The 14785-nt window shown below is 34.8% G+C and carries 25 protein-coding genes; all 25 read left to right on the top strand.

What is annotated here, in order from left to right; genetic code table 11:
- Nucleotides 1-5: 5 nt before the first annotated feature.
- The 25 genes from rpsC to OGZ34_RS01730 all read left to right on the top strand — a co-directional run bounded on the left by rpsC (nt 6) and on the right by OGZ34_RS01730 (nt 14752).
- Complete coding sequence (rpsC, locus tag OGZ34_RS01850) at nt 6-767, top strand: 30S ribosomal protein S3 (RefSeq protein WP_007803635.1); 762 nt, start codon at nt 6-8, stop codon at nt 765-767.
- 19 nt (nt 768-786) lie between these two features.
- On the top strand, nt 787-1212 hold the full coding sequence (rplP, locus tag OGZ34_RS01845) for a 50S ribosomal protein L16 (protein ID WP_007803637.1): 426 nt from the start codon (nt 787-789) through the stop codon (nt 1210-1212).
- A 13-nt stretch (nt 1213-1225) separates the two neighbouring features.
- Nucleotides 1226-1417: a 50S ribosomal protein L29 gene (rpmC, locus tag OGZ34_RS01840; protein ID WP_007803639.1), complete on the top strand. Its 192-nt coding sequence runs from the start codon at nt 1226-1228 to the stop codon at nt 1415-1417.
- A gap of 17 nt (nt 1418-1434) precedes the next feature.
- Nucleotides 1435-1695, top strand: coding sequence for a 30S ribosomal protein S17 (rpsQ, locus tag OGZ34_RS01835; RefSeq protein ID WP_007803646.1), 261 nt, complete (start codon nt 1435-1437; stop codon nt 1693-1695).
- 2 nt (nt 1696-1697) lie between these two features.
- Nucleotides 1698-2066 carry a 50S ribosomal protein L14 gene (rplN, locus tag OGZ34_RS01830; protein WP_007803649.1) on the top strand — a complete coding sequence of 123 codons (369 nt, stop codon included), beginning with the start codon at nt 1698-1700 and terminating at the stop codon, nt 2064-2066.
- Between the two features lie 11 nt (nt 2067-2077).
- Entirely contained in the window at nt 2078-2392 is a 315-nt protein-coding gene (gene rplX / locus OGZ34_RS01825) for a 50S ribosomal protein L24 (protein WP_007803650.1), read from the top strand.
- A 2-nt stretch (nt 2393-2394) separates the two neighbouring features.
- Nucleotides 2395-2946 (top strand): 50S ribosomal protein L5, encoded by a 552-nt coding sequence (gene rplE, locus OGZ34_RS01820; protein WP_017495015.1) that lies wholly within the window; start codon nt 2395-2397, stop codon nt 2944-2946.
- Nucleotides 2947-2949: 3 nt separating this feature from the next.
- Entirely contained in the window at nt 2950-3219 is a 270-nt protein-coding gene (gene rpsN / locus OGZ34_RS01815) for a 30S ribosomal protein S14 (RefSeq protein ID WP_031456037.1), read from the top strand.
- 104 nt (nt 3220-3323) lie between these two features.
- Complete coding sequence (gene rpsH / locus OGZ34_RS01810; protein ID WP_017495014.1) at nt 3324-3722, top strand: 30S ribosomal protein S8; 399 nt, start codon at nt 3324-3326, stop codon at nt 3720-3722.
- A gap of 18 nt (nt 3723-3740) precedes the next feature.
- Complete coding sequence (rplF, locus tag OGZ34_RS01805; protein WP_173967239.1) at nt 3741-4283, top strand: 50S ribosomal protein L6; 543 nt, start codon at nt 3741-3743, stop codon at nt 4281-4283.
- An 11-nt stretch (nt 4284-4294) separates the two neighbouring features.
- On the top strand, nt 4295-4645 hold the full coding sequence (rplR, locus tag OGZ34_RS01800) for a 50S ribosomal protein L18 (RefSeq protein ID WP_072960630.1): 351 nt from the start codon (nt 4295-4297) through the stop codon (nt 4643-4645).
- Nucleotides 4646-4648: 3 nt separating this feature from the next.
- On the top strand, nt 4649-5173 hold the full coding sequence (gene rpsE, locus OGZ34_RS01795; protein WP_085950926.1) for a 30S ribosomal protein S5: 525 nt from the start codon (nt 4649-4651) through the stop codon (nt 5171-5173).
- A gap of 12 nt (nt 5174-5185) precedes the next feature.
- Nucleotides 5186-5368, top strand: a complete 183-nt coding sequence (gene rpmD / locus OGZ34_RS01790; protein WP_017495010.1) for a 50S ribosomal protein L30 — start codon at nt 5186-5188, stop codon at nt 5366-5368.
- Between the two features lie 11 nt (nt 5369-5379).
- Nucleotides 5380-5832: a 50S ribosomal protein L15 gene (gene rplO / locus OGZ34_RS01785; RefSeq protein WP_173967240.1), complete on the top strand. Its 453-nt coding sequence runs from the start codon at nt 5380-5382 to the stop codon at nt 5830-5832.
- A gap of 13 nt (nt 5833-5845) precedes the next feature.
- Nucleotides 5846-7192: a preprotein translocase subunit SecY gene (gene secY, locus OGZ34_RS01780; RefSeq protein WP_017495008.1), complete on the top strand. Its 1347-nt coding sequence runs from the start codon at nt 5846-5848 to the stop codon at nt 7190-7192.
- A 7-nt stretch (nt 7193-7199) separates the two neighbouring features.
- Nucleotides 7200-7415 carry a translation initiation factor IF-1 gene (gene infA, locus OGZ34_RS01775; RefSeq protein WP_007136545.1) on the top strand — a complete coding sequence of 72 codons (216 nt, stop codon included), beginning with the start codon at nt 7200-7202 and terminating at the stop codon, nt 7413-7415.
- Nucleotides 7416-7427: 12 nt separating this feature from the next.
- Nucleotides 7428-7544, top strand: coding sequence for a type B 50S ribosomal protein L36 (gene ykgO / locus OGZ34_RS01770; protein WP_002987490.1), 117 nt, complete (start codon nt 7428-7430; stop codon nt 7542-7544).
- A 2-nt stretch (nt 7545-7546) separates the two neighbouring features.
- Entirely contained in the window at nt 7547-7921 is a 375-nt protein-coding gene (gene rpsM / locus OGZ34_RS01765; protein WP_031456033.1) for a 30S ribosomal protein S13, read from the top strand.
- Nucleotides 7922-7929: 8 nt separating this feature from the next.
- On the top strand, nt 7930-8313 hold the full coding sequence (rpsK, locus tag OGZ34_RS01760) for a 30S ribosomal protein S11 (protein WP_007803677.1): 384 nt from the start codon (nt 7930-7932) through the stop codon (nt 8311-8313).
- Between the two features lie 94 nt (nt 8314-8407).
- Entirely contained in the window at nt 8408-9013 is a 606-nt protein-coding gene (gene rpsD, locus OGZ34_RS01755; RefSeq protein ID WP_026982953.1) for a 30S ribosomal protein S4, read from the top strand.
- A 21-nt stretch (nt 9014-9034) separates the two neighbouring features.
- Nucleotides 9035-10027, top strand: a complete 993-nt coding sequence (locus OGZ34_RS01750; RefSeq protein WP_026109818.1) for a DNA-directed RNA polymerase subunit alpha — start codon at nt 9035-9037, stop codon at nt 10025-10027.
- 36 nt (nt 10028-10063) lie between these two features.
- Nucleotides 10064-10552, top strand: coding sequence for a 50S ribosomal protein L17 (rplQ, locus tag OGZ34_RS01745; protein ID WP_017495007.1), 489 nt, complete (start codon nt 10064-10066; stop codon nt 10550-10552).
- Nucleotides 10553-10805: 253 nt separating this feature from the next.
- The gene (carA, locus tag OGZ34_RS01740) at nt 10806-11924 is read left to right on the top strand and encodes a glutamine-hydrolyzing carbamoyl-phosphate synthase small subunit (RefSeq protein ID WP_263361968.1); all 1119 of its coding nucleotides are present in this window, start codon (nt 10806-10808) and stop codon (nt 11922-11924) included.
- A gap of 102 nt (nt 11925-12026) precedes the next feature.
- Nucleotides 12027-13319: a phosphopyruvate hydratase gene (gene eno / locus OGZ34_RS01735; protein ID WP_173967243.1), complete on the top strand. Its 1293-nt coding sequence runs from the start codon at nt 12027-12029 to the stop codon at nt 13317-13319.
- Nucleotides 13320-13474: 155 nt separating this feature from the next.
- The gene (locus OGZ34_RS01730; protein WP_173967244.1) at nt 13475-14752 is read left to right on the top strand and encodes a citrate synthase; all 1278 of its coding nucleotides are present in this window, start codon (nt 13475-13477) and stop codon (nt 14750-14752) included.
- Nucleotides 14753-14785 lie beyond the last annotated feature (33 nt).

Here is a 14785-nt window from a genome sequence, read left to right as displayed (position 1 = left end):
GCAGCATGGGACAAAAGACAAATCCAATTGGAAATAGACTTGGTATCATCAGAGGGTGGGACTCAAACTGGTATGGTGGGAATGATTACGGCGATAAACTTGCTGAAGATCACAAAATCAGAAAGTACATCCACGCTCGTTTATCAAAAGCTAGTGTATCTAAAGTAATCATCGAGAGAACTTTGAAACTTGTAACCGTTACTATCACTACTGCTAGACCTGGTATCATTATCGGAAAAGGTGGACAAGAGGTAGACAAGTTGAAAGAGGAACTTAAGAAAGTTACTGACAAAGAGGTTCAAATTAACATCTTTGAAATTAAAAGACCTGAATTAGATGCTTATCTTGTGGCGACAAGCATCGCTCGTCAAATTGAAAGCCGTATTTCTTACAGACGTGCAATCAAAATGGCTATTGCTGCTTCTATGCGTATGAACGCTGAAGGTATCAAAGTTTTGATTTCTGGTCGTTTGAATGGAGCTGAGATGGCGCGTTCAGAAGGTTTCAAAGAAGGTAGAATTCCTCTATCAACTTTCAGAGCTGATATTGACTATGCTTTGGCTGAAGCTCACACTACTTACGGTAGAATGGGAATCAAAGTATGGATCATGAAAGGTGAGGTTTATGGAAAGAGAGATCTTTCCCCACTTGCAGGAATGGATAAAAAACAATCTGGAACTGGTGGTGGTAAAGGTGGAGATTCTCCAAGAGGAGACAGAAAGCCTTTTAATAAAGGTGGTAAACCAGACGCTCGTAAAAGAAAGTAAATTTTTAAACTAAAGAAAAATGTTACAGCCTAAAAGAACAAAATACCGTAAGGTACAGAAAGGTAAAATGAAAGGTAACTCTCAAAGAGGGCATGAACTTTCTAATGGAATGTTTGGTATTAAATCTGTACATGAAGATGGAATGTTCTTAACGTCTCGTCAAATCGAAGCTGCACGTATTGCTGCAACTCGTTTCATGAAGAGAGAAGGACAATTATGGATCAAAATATTTCCAGACAAACCAATTACTAAGAAGCCTCTTGAGGTACGTATGGGTAAAGGTAAAGGTGCCGTTGAATATTGGGCTGCCGTTGTTAAACCCGGAAGAATTATGTTTGAAGTTGGAGGAGTTCCTTTATCAGTTGCAAAAGAGGCTTTACGTCTTGCAGCTCAAAAGCTTCCAGTAAAAACTAAATTCGTCGTTGCTAGAGATTTCGAAGCATAATTAAATTTATATTATGAAACAATCAGAAATAAAAGATCTTTCTGCAGCGGAGTTGCAAGAAAAACTTAGTCAAACTAAGAAAATATATGCTGACCTAAAAATGGCTCACGCTATTTCTCCAATTGAGAACCCGCTTCAAATTAGAAGTGTAAGAAGAACAGTTGCAAGATTGGCTACAGAGTTAACTAAAAGAGAGTTACAATAATTGTATTCTGCTGAAAGATGGAAGAAAAAAGAAATTTAAGAAAAGAAAGAATAGGTGTTGTTACTTCAAATAAAATGGATAAGTCTATTGTTATTGCTGAAGTAAGAAAAGTAAAACACCCATTATACGGTAAGTTCGTGTTGAAAACAAAGAAATACGTTGCACACGACGAAACAAACGACTGTAACATTGGAGATACTGTAAGAATTAGCGAAACGCGTCCTTTAAGTAAAACAAAATGTTGGAGATTAGTTGAAATCTTAGAAAGAGCTAAATAATTATGGTACAACAGGAATCAAGACTAAAAGTAGCAGATAACACGGGAGCAAAAGAAGTTTTAACTATCCGTGTTTTAGGAGGTACCAAAAGAAGGTATGCCTCTGTTGGTGACAAGATTGTAGTATCTATTAAAGATGCAACTCCTAACGGTAACGTTAAAAAAGGAGCTGTTTCAACTGCAGTTGTTGTACGTACCAAAAAAGAAGTGAGAAGAGCTGATGGTTCTTATATCCGTTTCGATGATAATGCATGTGTTCTTTTGAACGCTGCAGGGGAAATGAGAGGGACACGTGTTTTTGGTCCGGTAGCAAGAGAACTTCGTGAAAAACAATTCATGAAAATTGTATCATTAGCACCAGAAGTGCTTTAATTCGTTTTAAGATGATAAAGCTAAAAATAAAATCAGGAGATATCGTAAGAGTTATTGCTGGAGACCATAAAGGTGCTGAAGGTAAAGTTTTACGTGTTTACCGTGAGAAAAATAAAGCGATAGTTGAAGGTGTAAACATGGTTTCGAAACATACAAAACCAAGTGCTAAAAACCCTCAAGGTGGTATCGTTAAGAAAGAAGCTTCTATACAAATATCTAACATTTCACTAATTGATCCTAAAACTAAGGAAACAACTAGAGTTGGTATTAGAGTAGAAGGAGATAAGAAAGTAAGATTTTCAAAAAAATCTAATCAAGTACTATAGTAATGGCATATACACCTAGACTAAAAGAAGAATATAAGAGTAGAGTAATCTCTGCTCTTAAAGAAGAATTCGGATATACAAACGTAATGCAAGTTCCTAAACTTGAAAAAATCGTTTTGAGCCGTGGAGTTGGTGCAGCTGTATCTGATAAAAAACTTATTGACTATGCGGTTGATGAGTTAACAAAGATCACTGGACAAAAAGCAGTATCTACAATTTCAAAGAAAGACGTTGCGTCTTTCAAATTGAGAAAAGGGATGCCTATTGGAGCAAAAGTTACTTTACGTGGAGAGAGAATGTATGAGTTTTTAGATAGACTTATTACTTCTGCTTTACCACGCGTTAGAGATTTTAGTGGTATCAAAGCTACTGGTTTCGACGGAAGAGGTAACTACAATCTTGGAGTTTTAGAGCAAATCATTTTCCCGGAAATTGATATTGACAAAGTAAACAAAATTTCAGGAATGGATATTACATTTGTTACTACTGCAAAAACAGACAAGGAAGCAAAGTCATTATTGGCTGAATTAGGATTACCTTTTAAAAAGAATTAAGACATGGCTAAAGAATCAATGAAAGCCCGTGAGGTGAAAAGAGAGAAAACGGTAGCTAAGTACGCTGAAAAAAGAAAAGCTTTGTTAGAAGCTGGAGATTATGAAGGCCTACAAAAATTACCTAAAAATGCTTCACCAGTTCGTTTACATAATCGTTGTAAATTAACAGGTAGACCAAGAGGTTATATCCGTCAATTTGGTATTTCACGTGTAACTTTCCGTGAGATGGCTAATAATGGGTTAATTCCTGGAGTTAAAAAGGCATCTTGGTAATCTCGCAAAAAGTTAGTACTTTTGCAAACCAAAAAATAATTTTAATTGATTAAAGGTTCGGGAGACGAGTGTCTCCCGAAAACCGTAATCGCAATCAAATACATATGTATACAGATCCTATTGCAGATTATTTGACTAGAGTTCGTAACGCTGTGGCTGCAAACCACAAAGTTGTTGAAATTCCAGCTTCTAATCTAAAAAAAGAAATAACTAAGATCTTATTTGATCAAGGTTATATCTTAAGTTACAAATTTGAAGACAACTCTGTTCAGGGTTCGATCAAAATTGCTTTGAAGTATGATAAAGATACTAAAGAGCCTGTAATTAAAGATATCCAAAGAATTAGTAAACCTGGTTTACGTAAATACGCAGGTGCTGCCAAATTACCAAGAATCCTTAACGGATTAGGAATTGCAATTGTTTCAACTTCAAAAGGTCTTATGACTGGAAAACAAGCGAAACAATTAAATGTAGGTGGTGAAGTAATTTGTTACGTATACTAATTTTAAAGACTAAATAAGATGTCAAGAATAGGTAAAAGCCCAATTGTAGTCCCTGCTGACGTAACTGTAGAAGTTAAAGACGGTATTATTACAGTAAAAGGAAAAAAAGGTCAACTAACTCAGGAGTTTTCGGACGTAACTGTAACAGTTGAAGGCGATCAAGTACAAGTTGAAAGATCGTCTGATCATAAAGACCAAAGAGCAAAACACGGATTGTACAGATCATTAATCAATAACATGATTATTGGTGTATCTGAAGGTTTTACAAAAGAACTTGAATTAGTTGGAGTTGGTTATAGAGCTTCAAACCAAGGTCAAAAGTTAGATTTAGCTCTTGGATATTCTCACAATATTGTTTTAGAAATTGCTCCAGAAGTAGCTTTAGAAACAATATCTGAAAAAGGAAAGAACCCTATCGTAAAATTAACATCGTTTGATAAACAACTTTTAGGTCAGGTAGCTGCGAAAATCAGAGGTTTCCGTAAGCCTGAACCATACAAAGGAAAAGGTGTTAAATTTGTGGGTGAAGTATTAAGAAGAAAAGCAGGTAAATCAGCTTAAAAAATAAGATTATGTCATTAACAAAATCTGATAGAAGACAGAGAATTAGATTCAGAATTAGAAAATCGATTAGTGGTACTGCTACTAACCCAAGACTATCTGTATTTAGAAGCAACAAAGAAATTTACGCTCAACTTATTGATGACGTAAACGGAGTTACTTTATTAGCTGCATCTTCAAGAGAAAAAGAAATAGGAAAAGGTACTAACGTTGAAGTAGCTGCTGCTGTTGGAAAACTAGTTGCAGAGAAAGCGTTAAAAGCCGGGATTGATACCATCACTTTTGATAGAGGTGGATATTTATACCACGGTCGTATTAAATCATTAGCAGAAGGCGCAAGAGCGGCTGGACTTAAATTCTAATATATTATGTCTAAATACAAAAATGTAGAATTGGTAAAACCAAGTGGTCTTGAACTTAAAGATCGTCTGGTAAGTGTTAATCGTGTTACTAAGGTTACAAAAGGTGGTAGAGCTTTCGGTTTTTCTGCTATTGTAGTTGTAGGTGATGAAAACGGAGTAGTTGGTCATGGATTAGGAAAATCTAAAGACGTTTCTGAAGCAATTGCGAAAGCAGTAGAAGATGCTAAGAAAAATTTAGTAAAAATTCCTTTGAACGGACAATCTGTTCCTCACGAACAAAAAGGTAAATTTGGTGGTGCACGTGTATTCTTAATTCCTGCTTCTCATGGTACAGGAGTTATTGCTGGTGGAGCTGTTCGTTCAGTTCTTGAATCAGTAGGTATTCACGATGTATTATCTAAATCTCAAGGATCATCAAATCCTCATAACGTGGTAAAAGCAACTTTTGATGCTTTATTACAAATGAGAAGCGCTCATACTGTTGCAAAACAAAGAGGTGTTTCTTTAGAAAAAGTTTTTAAAGGTTAATTCAAGGAAATTATGGCTAAATTATTAGTAAAACAAGTAAGAAGCAAAATCAACTGCCCTCTTTCTCAAAAAAGAGGTTTGGAAGCTTTAGGTCTACGTAAAATGGGACAAGTTGTAGAGCATGATTCAAATCCTGCAATCCTTGGGATGATAAACAAAGTTAAACACTTAGTTTCTGTAGAAGAAGCTAAATAACAAATACTGTTATGAATTTAAGTAACTTACAACCAGCTGAAGGGTCAACACACAATCAAAATAAAAGATTAGGTAGAGGAGAAGGTTCTGGAAAAGGTGGTACTTCTGCAAGAGGTCACAAAGGAGCAAAATCTCGTTCTGGTTATTCTAAAAAGATTGGTTTTGAAGGAGGGCAAATGCCACTTCAAAGACGTGTACCTAAGTTTGGTTTCACAAACATCAATCGTAAAGAATACGAAGGTGTTAATTTAGATACGCTTCAATTATTAGTAGACAATGGTGTGATTACTGATTCTGTTTCTATGACAGATTTCGTAGCAAATCGTCTAGCTACCAAAAATGAAATCGTTAAGATTTTAGGTAGAGGAGAATTGAAAGCAAAATTAAAAGTAACTGCCCACAAATTTACCGCTACTGCAAAAGCTGCTATCGAAGCTGCTGGTGGAGAAGCTGTAATTATATAACTTATCTATTAAGATGAAGAAATTTATTGAATCAATAAGTAATGTTTGGAAAATCGAAGAACTGAAAAATAGAATCTTAATTACTTTAGGATTGCTTTTAGTATATCGTTTTGGTGCACATGTTACGCTTCCTGGAATTGACGCAACTCAATTAACAGGTTTAGCGGGGCAAACTAAAAATGGTTTAGGATCTATCCTGGACATGTTTACAGGAGGTGCTTTCTCTAAAGCTTCAGTTTTTGCTTTAGGTATTATGCCTTATATTTCTGCATCTATTGTTGTTCAGTTGATGGGAATTGCGATTCCTTATTTACAAAAACTTCAGAACGATGGAGAGAGTGGTAGAAAAAAGATTAATCAAATCACTCGTTGGTTGACTATAGCTATTACACTGGTTCAAGGTCCAACTTATATCTATAATTTGTATAGAACATTGCCTGGTAGTGCATTCTTACTGGGCTTTAATTCACCTGAATTTTTGTTCTCATCAGTTATTATCTTAGTTACAGGTACAATTTTTGCTATGTGGCTTGGAGAAAAAATTACAGATAAAGGTATTGGAAATGGAATTTCATTATTGATTATGGTTGGTATCTTAGCGCGCTTACCGCAAGCTTTTATACAAGAATTTACAACCAGAGTTACCAATAACAATGGAGGTCCAATGTTGTTAGTTATTGAGATTATTGTGTGGTTATTAGTAATCATTTCTTGTGTATTGCTTACAATGGCAGTACGCAGAATTCCAGTTCAGTACGCTCGTCGTACAACAACTGGAGATTACGAGCAGGATTTAGCTGGTGGTAATAGACAATGGATTCCTCTTAAGCTTAATGCTTCTGGAGTTATGCCAATCATCTTTGCTCAGGCAATTATGTTTATTCCTGCAGCTGTAGCTGGATTGTCTAAATCAGACACATCACAATCTATTGTTGGTGCGTTTAGTAATATGTTCGGATTTTGGTACAACTTTGTATTTGCAACTTTAATTATTGTATTTACATTCTTTTATACTGCAATCACTGTTCCTACTAACAAAATGGCCGATGATTTAAAAAGAAGTGGTGGTTTTATTCCTGGAGTTCGTCCAGGAGCTGAAACTTCTGACTTCCTTGATAAAGTGATGTCTTTAATAACTTTCCCAGGATCTTTATTCCTTGCTTTGATTGCTGTGTTCCCAGCTATTGTTGTAAGTATTATGGATGTACAACAATCTTGGGCAATGTTTTTTGGAGGTACCTCATTAATAATTATGGTTGGAGTTGCAATAGATACTATTCAACAAATCAATTCGTACTTGTTAAACAAACATTATGATGGTTTAATGAAGACTGGTAAAAATAGAAAAGCGGTAGCTTAATATATTTATGGCAAAACAATCAGCAATAGAACAAGACGGATCAATCATCGAAGCATTATCAAATGCGATGTTCCGTGTAGAGTTAGAAAATGGACATATCGTAATTGCTCATATTTCTGGTAAAATGCGTATGCATTACATCAAGTTATTACCTGGTGATAAAGTGAAACTGGAAATGAGTCCTTATGATTTGTCAAAAGCAAGAATTACTTATCGATATTAAAGGATATTCACTATGAAAGTTAGAGCATCAGTAAAAAAGAGAAGTGCCGAGTGCATTATCGTGCGTAGAAAAGGGAGATTGTACGTAATAAACAAAAAGAATCCTAGATTTAAACAAAGACAAGGATAATTATGGCAAGAATAGCAGGGGTAGATATCCCAAAAAATAAAAGAGGTGTTATAGCACTAACCTATATCTTTGGATTAGGGAGAAGTAGAGCTATTGAGATTTTAGAAAAAGCTCAAGTTAGCCAAGACAAAAAAGTTCAAGATTGGAATGATGACGAGATCGGAGCAATTCGTGATGCAGTTGGATTTTACAAAATTGAAGGAGAATTACGTTCTGAAGTTTCTTTGAACATCAAACGTTTAATGGATATTGGTTGTTACAGAGGTATCCGTCATAGATCTGGTCTTCCGTTAAGAGGACAAAGAACTAAAAACAACTCTAGAACAAGAAAAGGTAAAAGAAAAACTGTTGCTAACAAGAAAAAAGCAACTAAATAATAAGTAATATGGCTAAAGCAACTGCAAAAAAACGTAAAGTTATCGTTGAATCAACGGGTGAAGCTCATATTTCTGCCACTTTCAACAACATTATCATTTCTTTGACTAACAAGAAAGGTGAAGTTATTTCTTGGTCTTCAGCTGGTAAAATGGGTTTCAGAGGTTCTAAAAAGAACACTCCGTATGCAGCTCAAATGGCAGCAGAAGATTGTAGTAAAGTAGCTCTTGAGGCAGGACTTAAAAAAGTAAAAGTTTATGTAAAAGGACCAGGAAACGGACGTGAGTCTGCTATTCGTTCTATTCATAACGGTGGAATTGAAGTTACAGAGATTATCGATGTTACTCCAATGCCTCACAACGGATGTCGTCCTCCAAAAAGACGTAGAGTTTAATTTTATTTATTCATAGTATAAACAAGGTAGAGCATAGATTATCGAAGGATTTGACCTGAATTCATAATCTCTACCTTAAATTAATTTTTTAGAAATGGCAAGATATACTGGTCCTAAAACTAGAATTGCTCGTAAATTTGGCGAGGCAATCTTCGGAGATGATAAATCTTTCGAAAAAAGAAATTACCCACCTGGACAACACGGGATGGCTAAAAAAAGAGGTAAAAAATCTGAATATGCTGTTCAGTTAATGGAAAAGCAAAAAGCTAAATATTCTTACGGAATTTTAGAAAAACAATTCAGAAATTTATTCAAAAAAGCATCAGCTACTAAAGGTGTTACTGGTGAAGTTCTTTTACAATTATGTGAAGCAAGATTAGATAACGTTGTTTTTAGAATGGGTATTGCTCCTTCTAGAAGAGGTGCTAGACAATTAGTTTCTCACAGACACGTTACTGTGAATGGTGAAGTTGTAAATATCGCTTCTTACCACCTTAAACCTGGTGATAAAGTTGCAGTTCGTGAAAAATCTAAATCTTTAGAAGCTATCGAACGTTCTTTATCAAATTCAAGTCATGTTTATGAATGGATTACTTGGAACAATGATCTTAAAGAAGGAACTTTCGTTTCTGTACCTGCGAGACTTCAAATTCCAGAAAACATTAAAGAACAATTAATCGTAGAGTTGTACAACAAATAATAATTGACTTAGTCGAAATTTATGGCAATATTTAATTTTCAAAAGCCCGATAAAGTTATCATGATCGATTCAACCGATTTTGAAGGTAAATTCGAATTTAGACCTTTAGAACCTGGTTATGGATTGACAGTTGGTAATGCACTTAGAAGAGTTTTGCTTTCAGCATTAGAAGGTTATGCAATTACATCTGTTCGTATCGAAGGTGTAGATCATGAGTTTTCTACTATTTCAGGTGTTGTTGAAGATGTTACCGAAATTATCCTTAATCTAAAACAAGTACGTTTCAAACGTCAAATCGAAGATATCGATAATGAAGCAGTTACAATTTCTGTTTCTGGTAAAGATCAATTAACAGCAGGTGATTTTCAAAAATTTATTTCAGGTTTTCAAGTTCTGAACCCAGACCTTGTTATCTGTAACTTAGATTCTAAAATCAAATTGAACTTCGATTTAACAATCGAAAAAGGTAGAGGATATGTTCCTGCTGAGGAGAACAAAAAACAGAACGCTGCAATTGGTACCATTTTTACAGACTCTATTTTTACTCCGGTAAAAAATGTAAAATATGCAATTGAAAACTTCCGTGTAGAGCAAAAAACAGATTACGAAAAATTAGTTTTTGAAATTAAAACTGATGGATCTATTAATCCAAAAGATGCCCTTACTGAAGCTGCTAAAGTTTTAATTCACCACTTCATGTTATTTTCTGACGAAAGAATTACACTCGAGGCTGACGAAATTGCACAAACAGAATCGTATGATGAAGAGTCATTGCATATGAGACAATTGCTTAAAACTAAGCTTGTTGATATGGATTTATCTGTGAGAGCATTAAATTGCTTGAAAGCGGCTGAAGTTGATACACTTGGTGATTTAGTATCGTTCAATAAAAATGATCTAATGAAATTCCGTAATTTTGGTAAAAAATCTTTAACTGAACTTGATGAACTTGTTGCGGTTAAGAATTTAACTTTCGGAATGGATTTAGCTAAATACAAATTAGATAAAGAATAATTCAATCCGCCGCGGCGGATTAAATTTAAAATAGCAATGAGACACGGAAAAAAATTCAATCACTTAAGCAGACAGACTGGACATAGAAAAGCTATGTTAGCTAATATGGCTTGTTCTCTTATTGAGCACAAACGTATTAACACTACTGTTGCTAAAGCTAAAGCGCTTAAACAATTTGTTGAGCCTTTAATCACAAAATCAAAAGAAGATACGACTCACAACCGTCGTATTGTTTTTGCTTACTTACGTAGTAAATATGCGGTAACTGACTTGTTCAGAGACGTAGCTGCTAAAGTTGGAGACCGTCCAGGTGGATACACTCGTATCATTAAAGTTGGAAATCGTTTGGGAGATAATGCTGATATGGCAATGATCGAACTTGTAGATTTCAATGAACTTTACAATGGTGGTAAAAAAGAAGTTAAAAAAGCAAAAAGCCGTCGTGGTGGTAAAGCTAAAAAAGCTGAAGGTACTCCTGAAGCTCCTGCTGCTGAATCAGAAACGACTACTGAAGCTTCTGAATAATTATGAAAGTAATGATTCTATAGAAATCAAGGATAAACTAATTTTTAGTTTATCCTTTTTTTTTTTTGATTTTTTTTCAGTGAAACCAAAATTTAACTTATTTCAGTTAATGGGTTTTATTTTTAGAGATGAAATTTTTAAAAATTTTTGGAAGCACTCTTTTAAAGAAGTAAATTTGCAAAATATCTAATTACAAATGAAAATCCTAAAAGGAATTTCATGAAACAATTAAAAAAACAATACAAATTAAAGAATGAAATACACGACACGACAAAGCGCCATTTTATTACTAAGTGATGGGACTATTTTTCACGGAAAATCTATCGGAATTAGCGGTAAGACTTTTGGTGAAGTTTGTTTTAATACAGGAATGACTGGATATCAAGAGATTTTTACAGATCCTTCTTATTTTGGCCAGATAATGGTTGCTACTAATACTCATATTGGAAATTATGGTGTTAATGATTCTGAAGTTGAATCTGAGAGCATCAAAATAGCCGGTTTGGTTTGTAAAAATTTTAGCTTTAATTATTCCAGAGAAGATGCCTCAGGTAGCTTGGAAGATTATTTTATAAAGCAAAACTTAATTTGTATTTCTGATGTTGATACAAGAGCTCTTGTAAGTTATATTCGTGACAATGGGGCAATGAATGCCGTTATTTGTACAGATGGTACTTCGATTGAAGAATTAAAAAAGGAGTTGGCTAATGTGCCGAATATGGAAGGTTTAGAGTTGGCATCAAAAGTTTCAACTACTGAACCTTATTTTTTTGGAGATGAAAATGCTACTTATAAGATATCTGCCTTAGATCTGGGAATTAAGAAAAATATCCTGAGAAATCTGGCGAAGAGAGATTGTTACATTAAGGTGTTTCCATACAACTCAACTTATAAAGATTTAGCTGAGTTTAATCCGGATGGCTACTTTTTATCAAACGGACCTGGAGATCCGGATCCGCTTTTTGGAGCTATTGAAGTGGCAAAAGAAATTTTAGCTAATGATAAGCCTTTGTTTGGAATTTGCTTAGGACATCAAGTAATTGCTTTGGCAAATGGAGTTCAGACGTATAAGATGTTTAACGGTCATCGTGGAATTAATCACCCAGTGAAAAATTTGATTACGGGTAAAGGTGAGATAACTTCACAAAATCATGGTTTTGCTGTAAATAAAGAGCAGTTGGACAATCACCCGGAGTTGGAAATTACCCATTTACATTTAAATGATCAAACAGTTGCCGGTATGCGCATGAAGAGTAAGAATTGTTTTTCAGTACAATACCATCCGGAAGCTAGTCCGGGACCTCACGATTCGTCGTATTTGTTTGATCAGTTTGTCGAGAATATAAAAGAAGTTATTGCTAAAACGATGTAGTTAATAAATAAAGATGTTTATTAGCTAGAATACGTTTTTACTATTAAATATTTTTATAATTTCGAAAAAAAAATATAATTTATTAATAAAAAAATAAAAATAATGAGTATTATAATTAAAGTTCACGCAAGACAAATTCTTGATTCCAGAGGTAATCCTACTATTGAAGTTGATGTTGTAACTGAAAATGGCGTTTTAGGTAGAGCTGCAGTTCCATCTGGGGCATCAACTGGAGAGCATGAAGCTGTTGAATTACGTGACGGAGGTAAAGCTTATCTTGGAAAAGGAGTTTTGAATGCAGTGAACAATGTAAATACTGTTATTGCTGAAGAGTTAGTGGGTACTTCTGTTTTCGAACAAAACACGATCGACCAGTTAATGATTGATCTAGATGGTACTCCGAACAAATCTAAATTAGGAGCTAACGCTATTTTAGGAGTTTCTTTGGCCGCTGCCAAAGCTGCTGCTAATGAATTAGGATTGCCATTATACAGATATGTAGGTGGAGTTTCTGCTAATACGTTACCTGTGCCAATGATGAATATCATCAATGGAGGTTCTCACTCTGATGCGCCTATCGCATTTCAGGAATTCATGATTTTCCCTGTGAAAGCAACTTCTTTTACACATGCTATGCAAATGGGAACTGAAATATTCCATAGCTTGAAAAAAGTATTACACGATAGAGGTTTAAGTACGGCTGTAGGTGACGAAGGTGGTTTTGCACCAAATTTAGCCGGTGGTACTGAAGATGCTTTAGATACGATTAAGTTGGCAGTTGAAAAAGCTGGATATTCTTTCGGTGATGAAATTATGATTGCTCTTGACTGTGCTGCTTCTGAATTTTACGTAAACGGAAAATACGATTACACTAAATTTGAAGGTGAGACTGGAAAAATCAGAACTTCTGAAGAGCAGGCTGATTACTTAGCTGAATTGGCTGCTAAATATCCAATTATCTCTATAGAAGATGGTATGTATGAAGATGACTGGGATGGATGGAAATATCTAACAGATAAAATTGGGGATAAAGTGCAATTGGTAGGTGACGATTTGTTTGTAACTAATGTTGCTCGTTTATCTACAGGAATTGAAAAAGGTATCGCAAATTCAATTTTAGTAAAAGTAAACCAAATAGGTACTTTAACGGAAACGATTGCAGCTGTAAATATGGCTAAAAATGCTGGGTATACTTCAGTAATGTCGCACCGTTCAGGAGAAACAGAAGATAATACAATTGCTGACCTAGCAGTTGCTTTAAACTGCGGACAAATTAAAACAGGTTCTGCTTCCCGTTCTGATCGTATGGCCAAATACAATCAATTATTAAGAATCGAAGAGGAGTTAGGAAGTACAGCTTATTTTCCTGGTCTAAATGCTTTTAAGATTAAATAATTGTAAGAGTTATATATTAAATTTAAACCATCCGCCGCCGCGGATGGTTTTTTTTTGGAGTTTTAACAAATTCATAGCAGGATTCTTTTTTTAATTAGTCTTAAATTCCTTAGATTTGATAAATTATTATTTTAAAGATTTATTTCCGATATATTATGTCAAAAATAGCTACATTAGAAGTAGATGGTCAAAAAATTGAACTTCCGGTAATCACGGGGAGTGAAAATGAATCAGCTATCGATATTAACAAATTACGTGATTTAACAGGTATTATTACCTTAGACCCTGGATATAAAAATTCGGGTTCTTGTAAGAGTGAAATCACTTTCTTAGACGGAGAATTAGGTATTTTGCGTTACAGAGGATATTCAATTGAAGATGTTGCTGAAAAAGCAAGCTTCTTAGAAGTGTCTTATCTTTTAATTTTTGGAGAATTGCCAACAGCTAAGGAATTAGAGCAATTTGAAAATGGTATCAAAAAACATACTTTGGTAAACGAAGAAATGAAAAATATCATTGATGGTTTTCCAAAAACAGCGCACCCAATGGGAGTTTTATCTGCTTTGACTAGTGCTTTAACAGCATTTAATCCAAAAGCGGTAAATGTTGAAAACGAGAAAGAAATGTACGAAGCCATTTGTAAAACAATGGGTAAGTTTCTTGTAATCGCAACATGGACGTATAGAAAGACTATGGGGTATCCGTTGAATTATTATGATAATACAACTGGTTACGTTGAAAATTTCATGCAATTAATGTTTAAATTGCCTACAGGGCCTTACTCTGCTAGTCCTATCGTAATTGATGCATTAGATAAATTGTTTATTCTTCATGCAGATCACGAACAAAATTGTTCTACGTCTACAGTAAGGATGGTAGGTTCATCTCACGCTGGTTTATTTGCTTCTATTTCTGCAGGAGTTTCTGCGCTTTGGGGGCCTCTACACGGAGGTGCAAATCAGGCAGTACTTGAAATGTTGGAAGAAATCAACAAAGATGGTGGAGATACTGAAAAATTCTTAGCAAAAGCAAAAGATAAAAACGATCCTTTCCGTTTAATGGGATTTGGTCATAGAGTTTACAAAAGCTTCGATCCGAGAGCAAAAATTATCAAAAAAGCAGCTAAAGAAGTAATGGATACTTTAGGTGTTGAAGATCCGATTTTGGAAATTGCTAAAAAATTAGAGGCAGCAGCTCTTGAAGATGAGTACTTCAAATCAAGAAATTTATATCCAAATGTTGACTTCTACTCTGGAATTATCTACAGAGCATTAGGGATCCCAACAGATATGTTTACTGTAATGTTTGCTATCGGAAGATTACCAGGCTGGATCGCGCAATGGAAAGAAATGCGTGAGAACAAGGAGCCAATTGGCCGACCAAGACAAATTTACACTGGACACCCGTTGAGAGAGTTTAAGTCAAACAAATAAAAAAAATTAAAGCTTCACTTAACTGTGAAGCTT

The sequence above is a fragment of the Flavobacterium collinsii genome, from assembly GCF_946903285.1.
GTDB classification, from domain to species: Bacteria; Bacteroidota; Bacteroidia; order Flavobacteriales; family Flavobacteriaceae; genus Flavobacterium; species Flavobacterium collinsii.
Note: the sequence above shows the minus strand (reverse complement) of the source record. Positions and strands in the feature narration are given on the sequence as shown.

Bases quoted from the DNA above. Each gene is read 5' to 3' on its own strand.
- rpsC (WP_007803635.1), top strand. From the start codon at position 6: ATGGGACAAAAGACAAATCCAATTGGAAATAGACTTGGTATCATCAGA.
- rplP (WP_007803637.1), top strand. From the start codon at position 787: ATGTTACAGCCTAAAAGAACAAAATACCGTAAGGTACAGAAAGGTAAA.
- rpmC (WP_007803639.1), top strand. From the start codon at position 1,226: ATGAAACAATCAGAAATAAAAGATCTTTCTGCAGCGGAGTTGCAAGAA.
- rpsQ (WP_007803646.1), top strand. From the start codon at position 1,435: ATGGAAGAAAAAAGAAATTTAAGAAAAGAAAGAATAGGTGTTGTTACT.
- rplN (WP_007803649.1), top strand. From the start codon at position 1,698: ATGGTACAACAGGAATCAAGACTAAAAGTAGCAGATAACACGGGAGCA.
- rplX (WP_007803650.1), top strand. From the start codon at position 2,078: ATGATAAAGCTAAAAATAAAATCAGGAGATATCGTAAGAGTTATTGCT.
- rplE (WP_017495015.1), top strand. From the start codon at position 2,395: ATGGCATATACACCTAGACTAAAAGAAGAATATAAGAGTAGAGTAATC.
- rpsN (WP_031456037.1), top strand. From the start codon at position 2,950: ATGGCTAAAGAATCAATGAAAGCCCGTGAGGTGAAAAGAGAGAAAACG.
- rpsH (WP_017495014.1), top strand. From the start codon at position 3,324: ATGTATACAGATCCTATTGCAGATTATTTGACTAGAGTTCGTAACGCT.
- rplF (WP_173967239.1), top strand. From the start codon at position 3,741: ATGTCAAGAATAGGTAAAAGCCCAATTGTAGTCCCTGCTGACGTAACT.
- rplR (WP_072960630.1), top strand. From the start codon at position 4,295: ATGTCATTAACAAAATCTGATAGAAGACAGAGAATTAGATTCAGAATT.
- rpmD (WP_017495010.1), top strand. From the start codon at position 5,186: ATGGCTAAATTATTAGTAAAACAAGTAAGAAGCAAAATCAACTGCCCT.
- rplO (WP_173967240.1), top strand. From the start codon at position 5,380: ATGAATTTAAGTAACTTACAACCAGCTGAAGGGTCAACACACAATCAA.
- secY (WP_017495008.1), top strand. From the start codon at position 5,846: ATGAAGAAATTTATTGAATCAATAAGTAATGTTTGGAAAATCGAAGAA.
- infA (WP_007136545.1), top strand. From the start codon at position 7,200: ATGGCAAAACAATCAGCAATAGAACAAGACGGATCAATCATCGAAGCA.
- ykgO (WP_002987490.1), top strand. From the start codon at position 7,428: ATGAAAGTTAGAGCATCAGTAAAAAAGAGAAGTGCCGAGTGCATTATC.
- rpsM (WP_031456033.1), top strand. From the start codon at position 7,547: ATGGCAAGAATAGCAGGGGTAGATATCCCAAAAAATAAAAGAGGTGTT.
- rpsK (WP_007803677.1), top strand. From the start codon at position 7,930: ATGGCTAAAGCAACTGCAAAAAAACGTAAAGTTATCGTTGAATCAACG.
- rpsD (WP_026982953.1), top strand. From the start codon at position 8,408: ATGGCAAGATATACTGGTCCTAAAACTAGAATTGCTCGTAAATTTGGC.
- OGZ34_RS01750 (WP_026109818.1), top strand. From the start codon at position 9,035: ATGGCAATATTTAATTTTCAAAAGCCCGATAAAGTTATCATGATCGAT.
- rplQ (WP_017495007.1), top strand. From the start codon at position 10,064: ATGAGACACGGAAAAAAATTCAATCACTTAAGCAGACAGACTGGACAT.
- carA (WP_263361968.1), top strand. From the start codon at position 10,806: ATGAAATACACGACACGACAAAGCGCCATTTTATTACTAAGTGATGGG.
- eno (WP_173967243.1), top strand. From the start codon at position 12,027: ATGAGTATTATAATTAAAGTTCACGCAAGACAAATTCTTGATTCCAGA.
- OGZ34_RS01730 (WP_173967244.1), top strand. From the start codon at position 13,475: ATGTCAAAAATAGCTACATTAGAAGTAGATGGTCAAAAAATTGAACTT.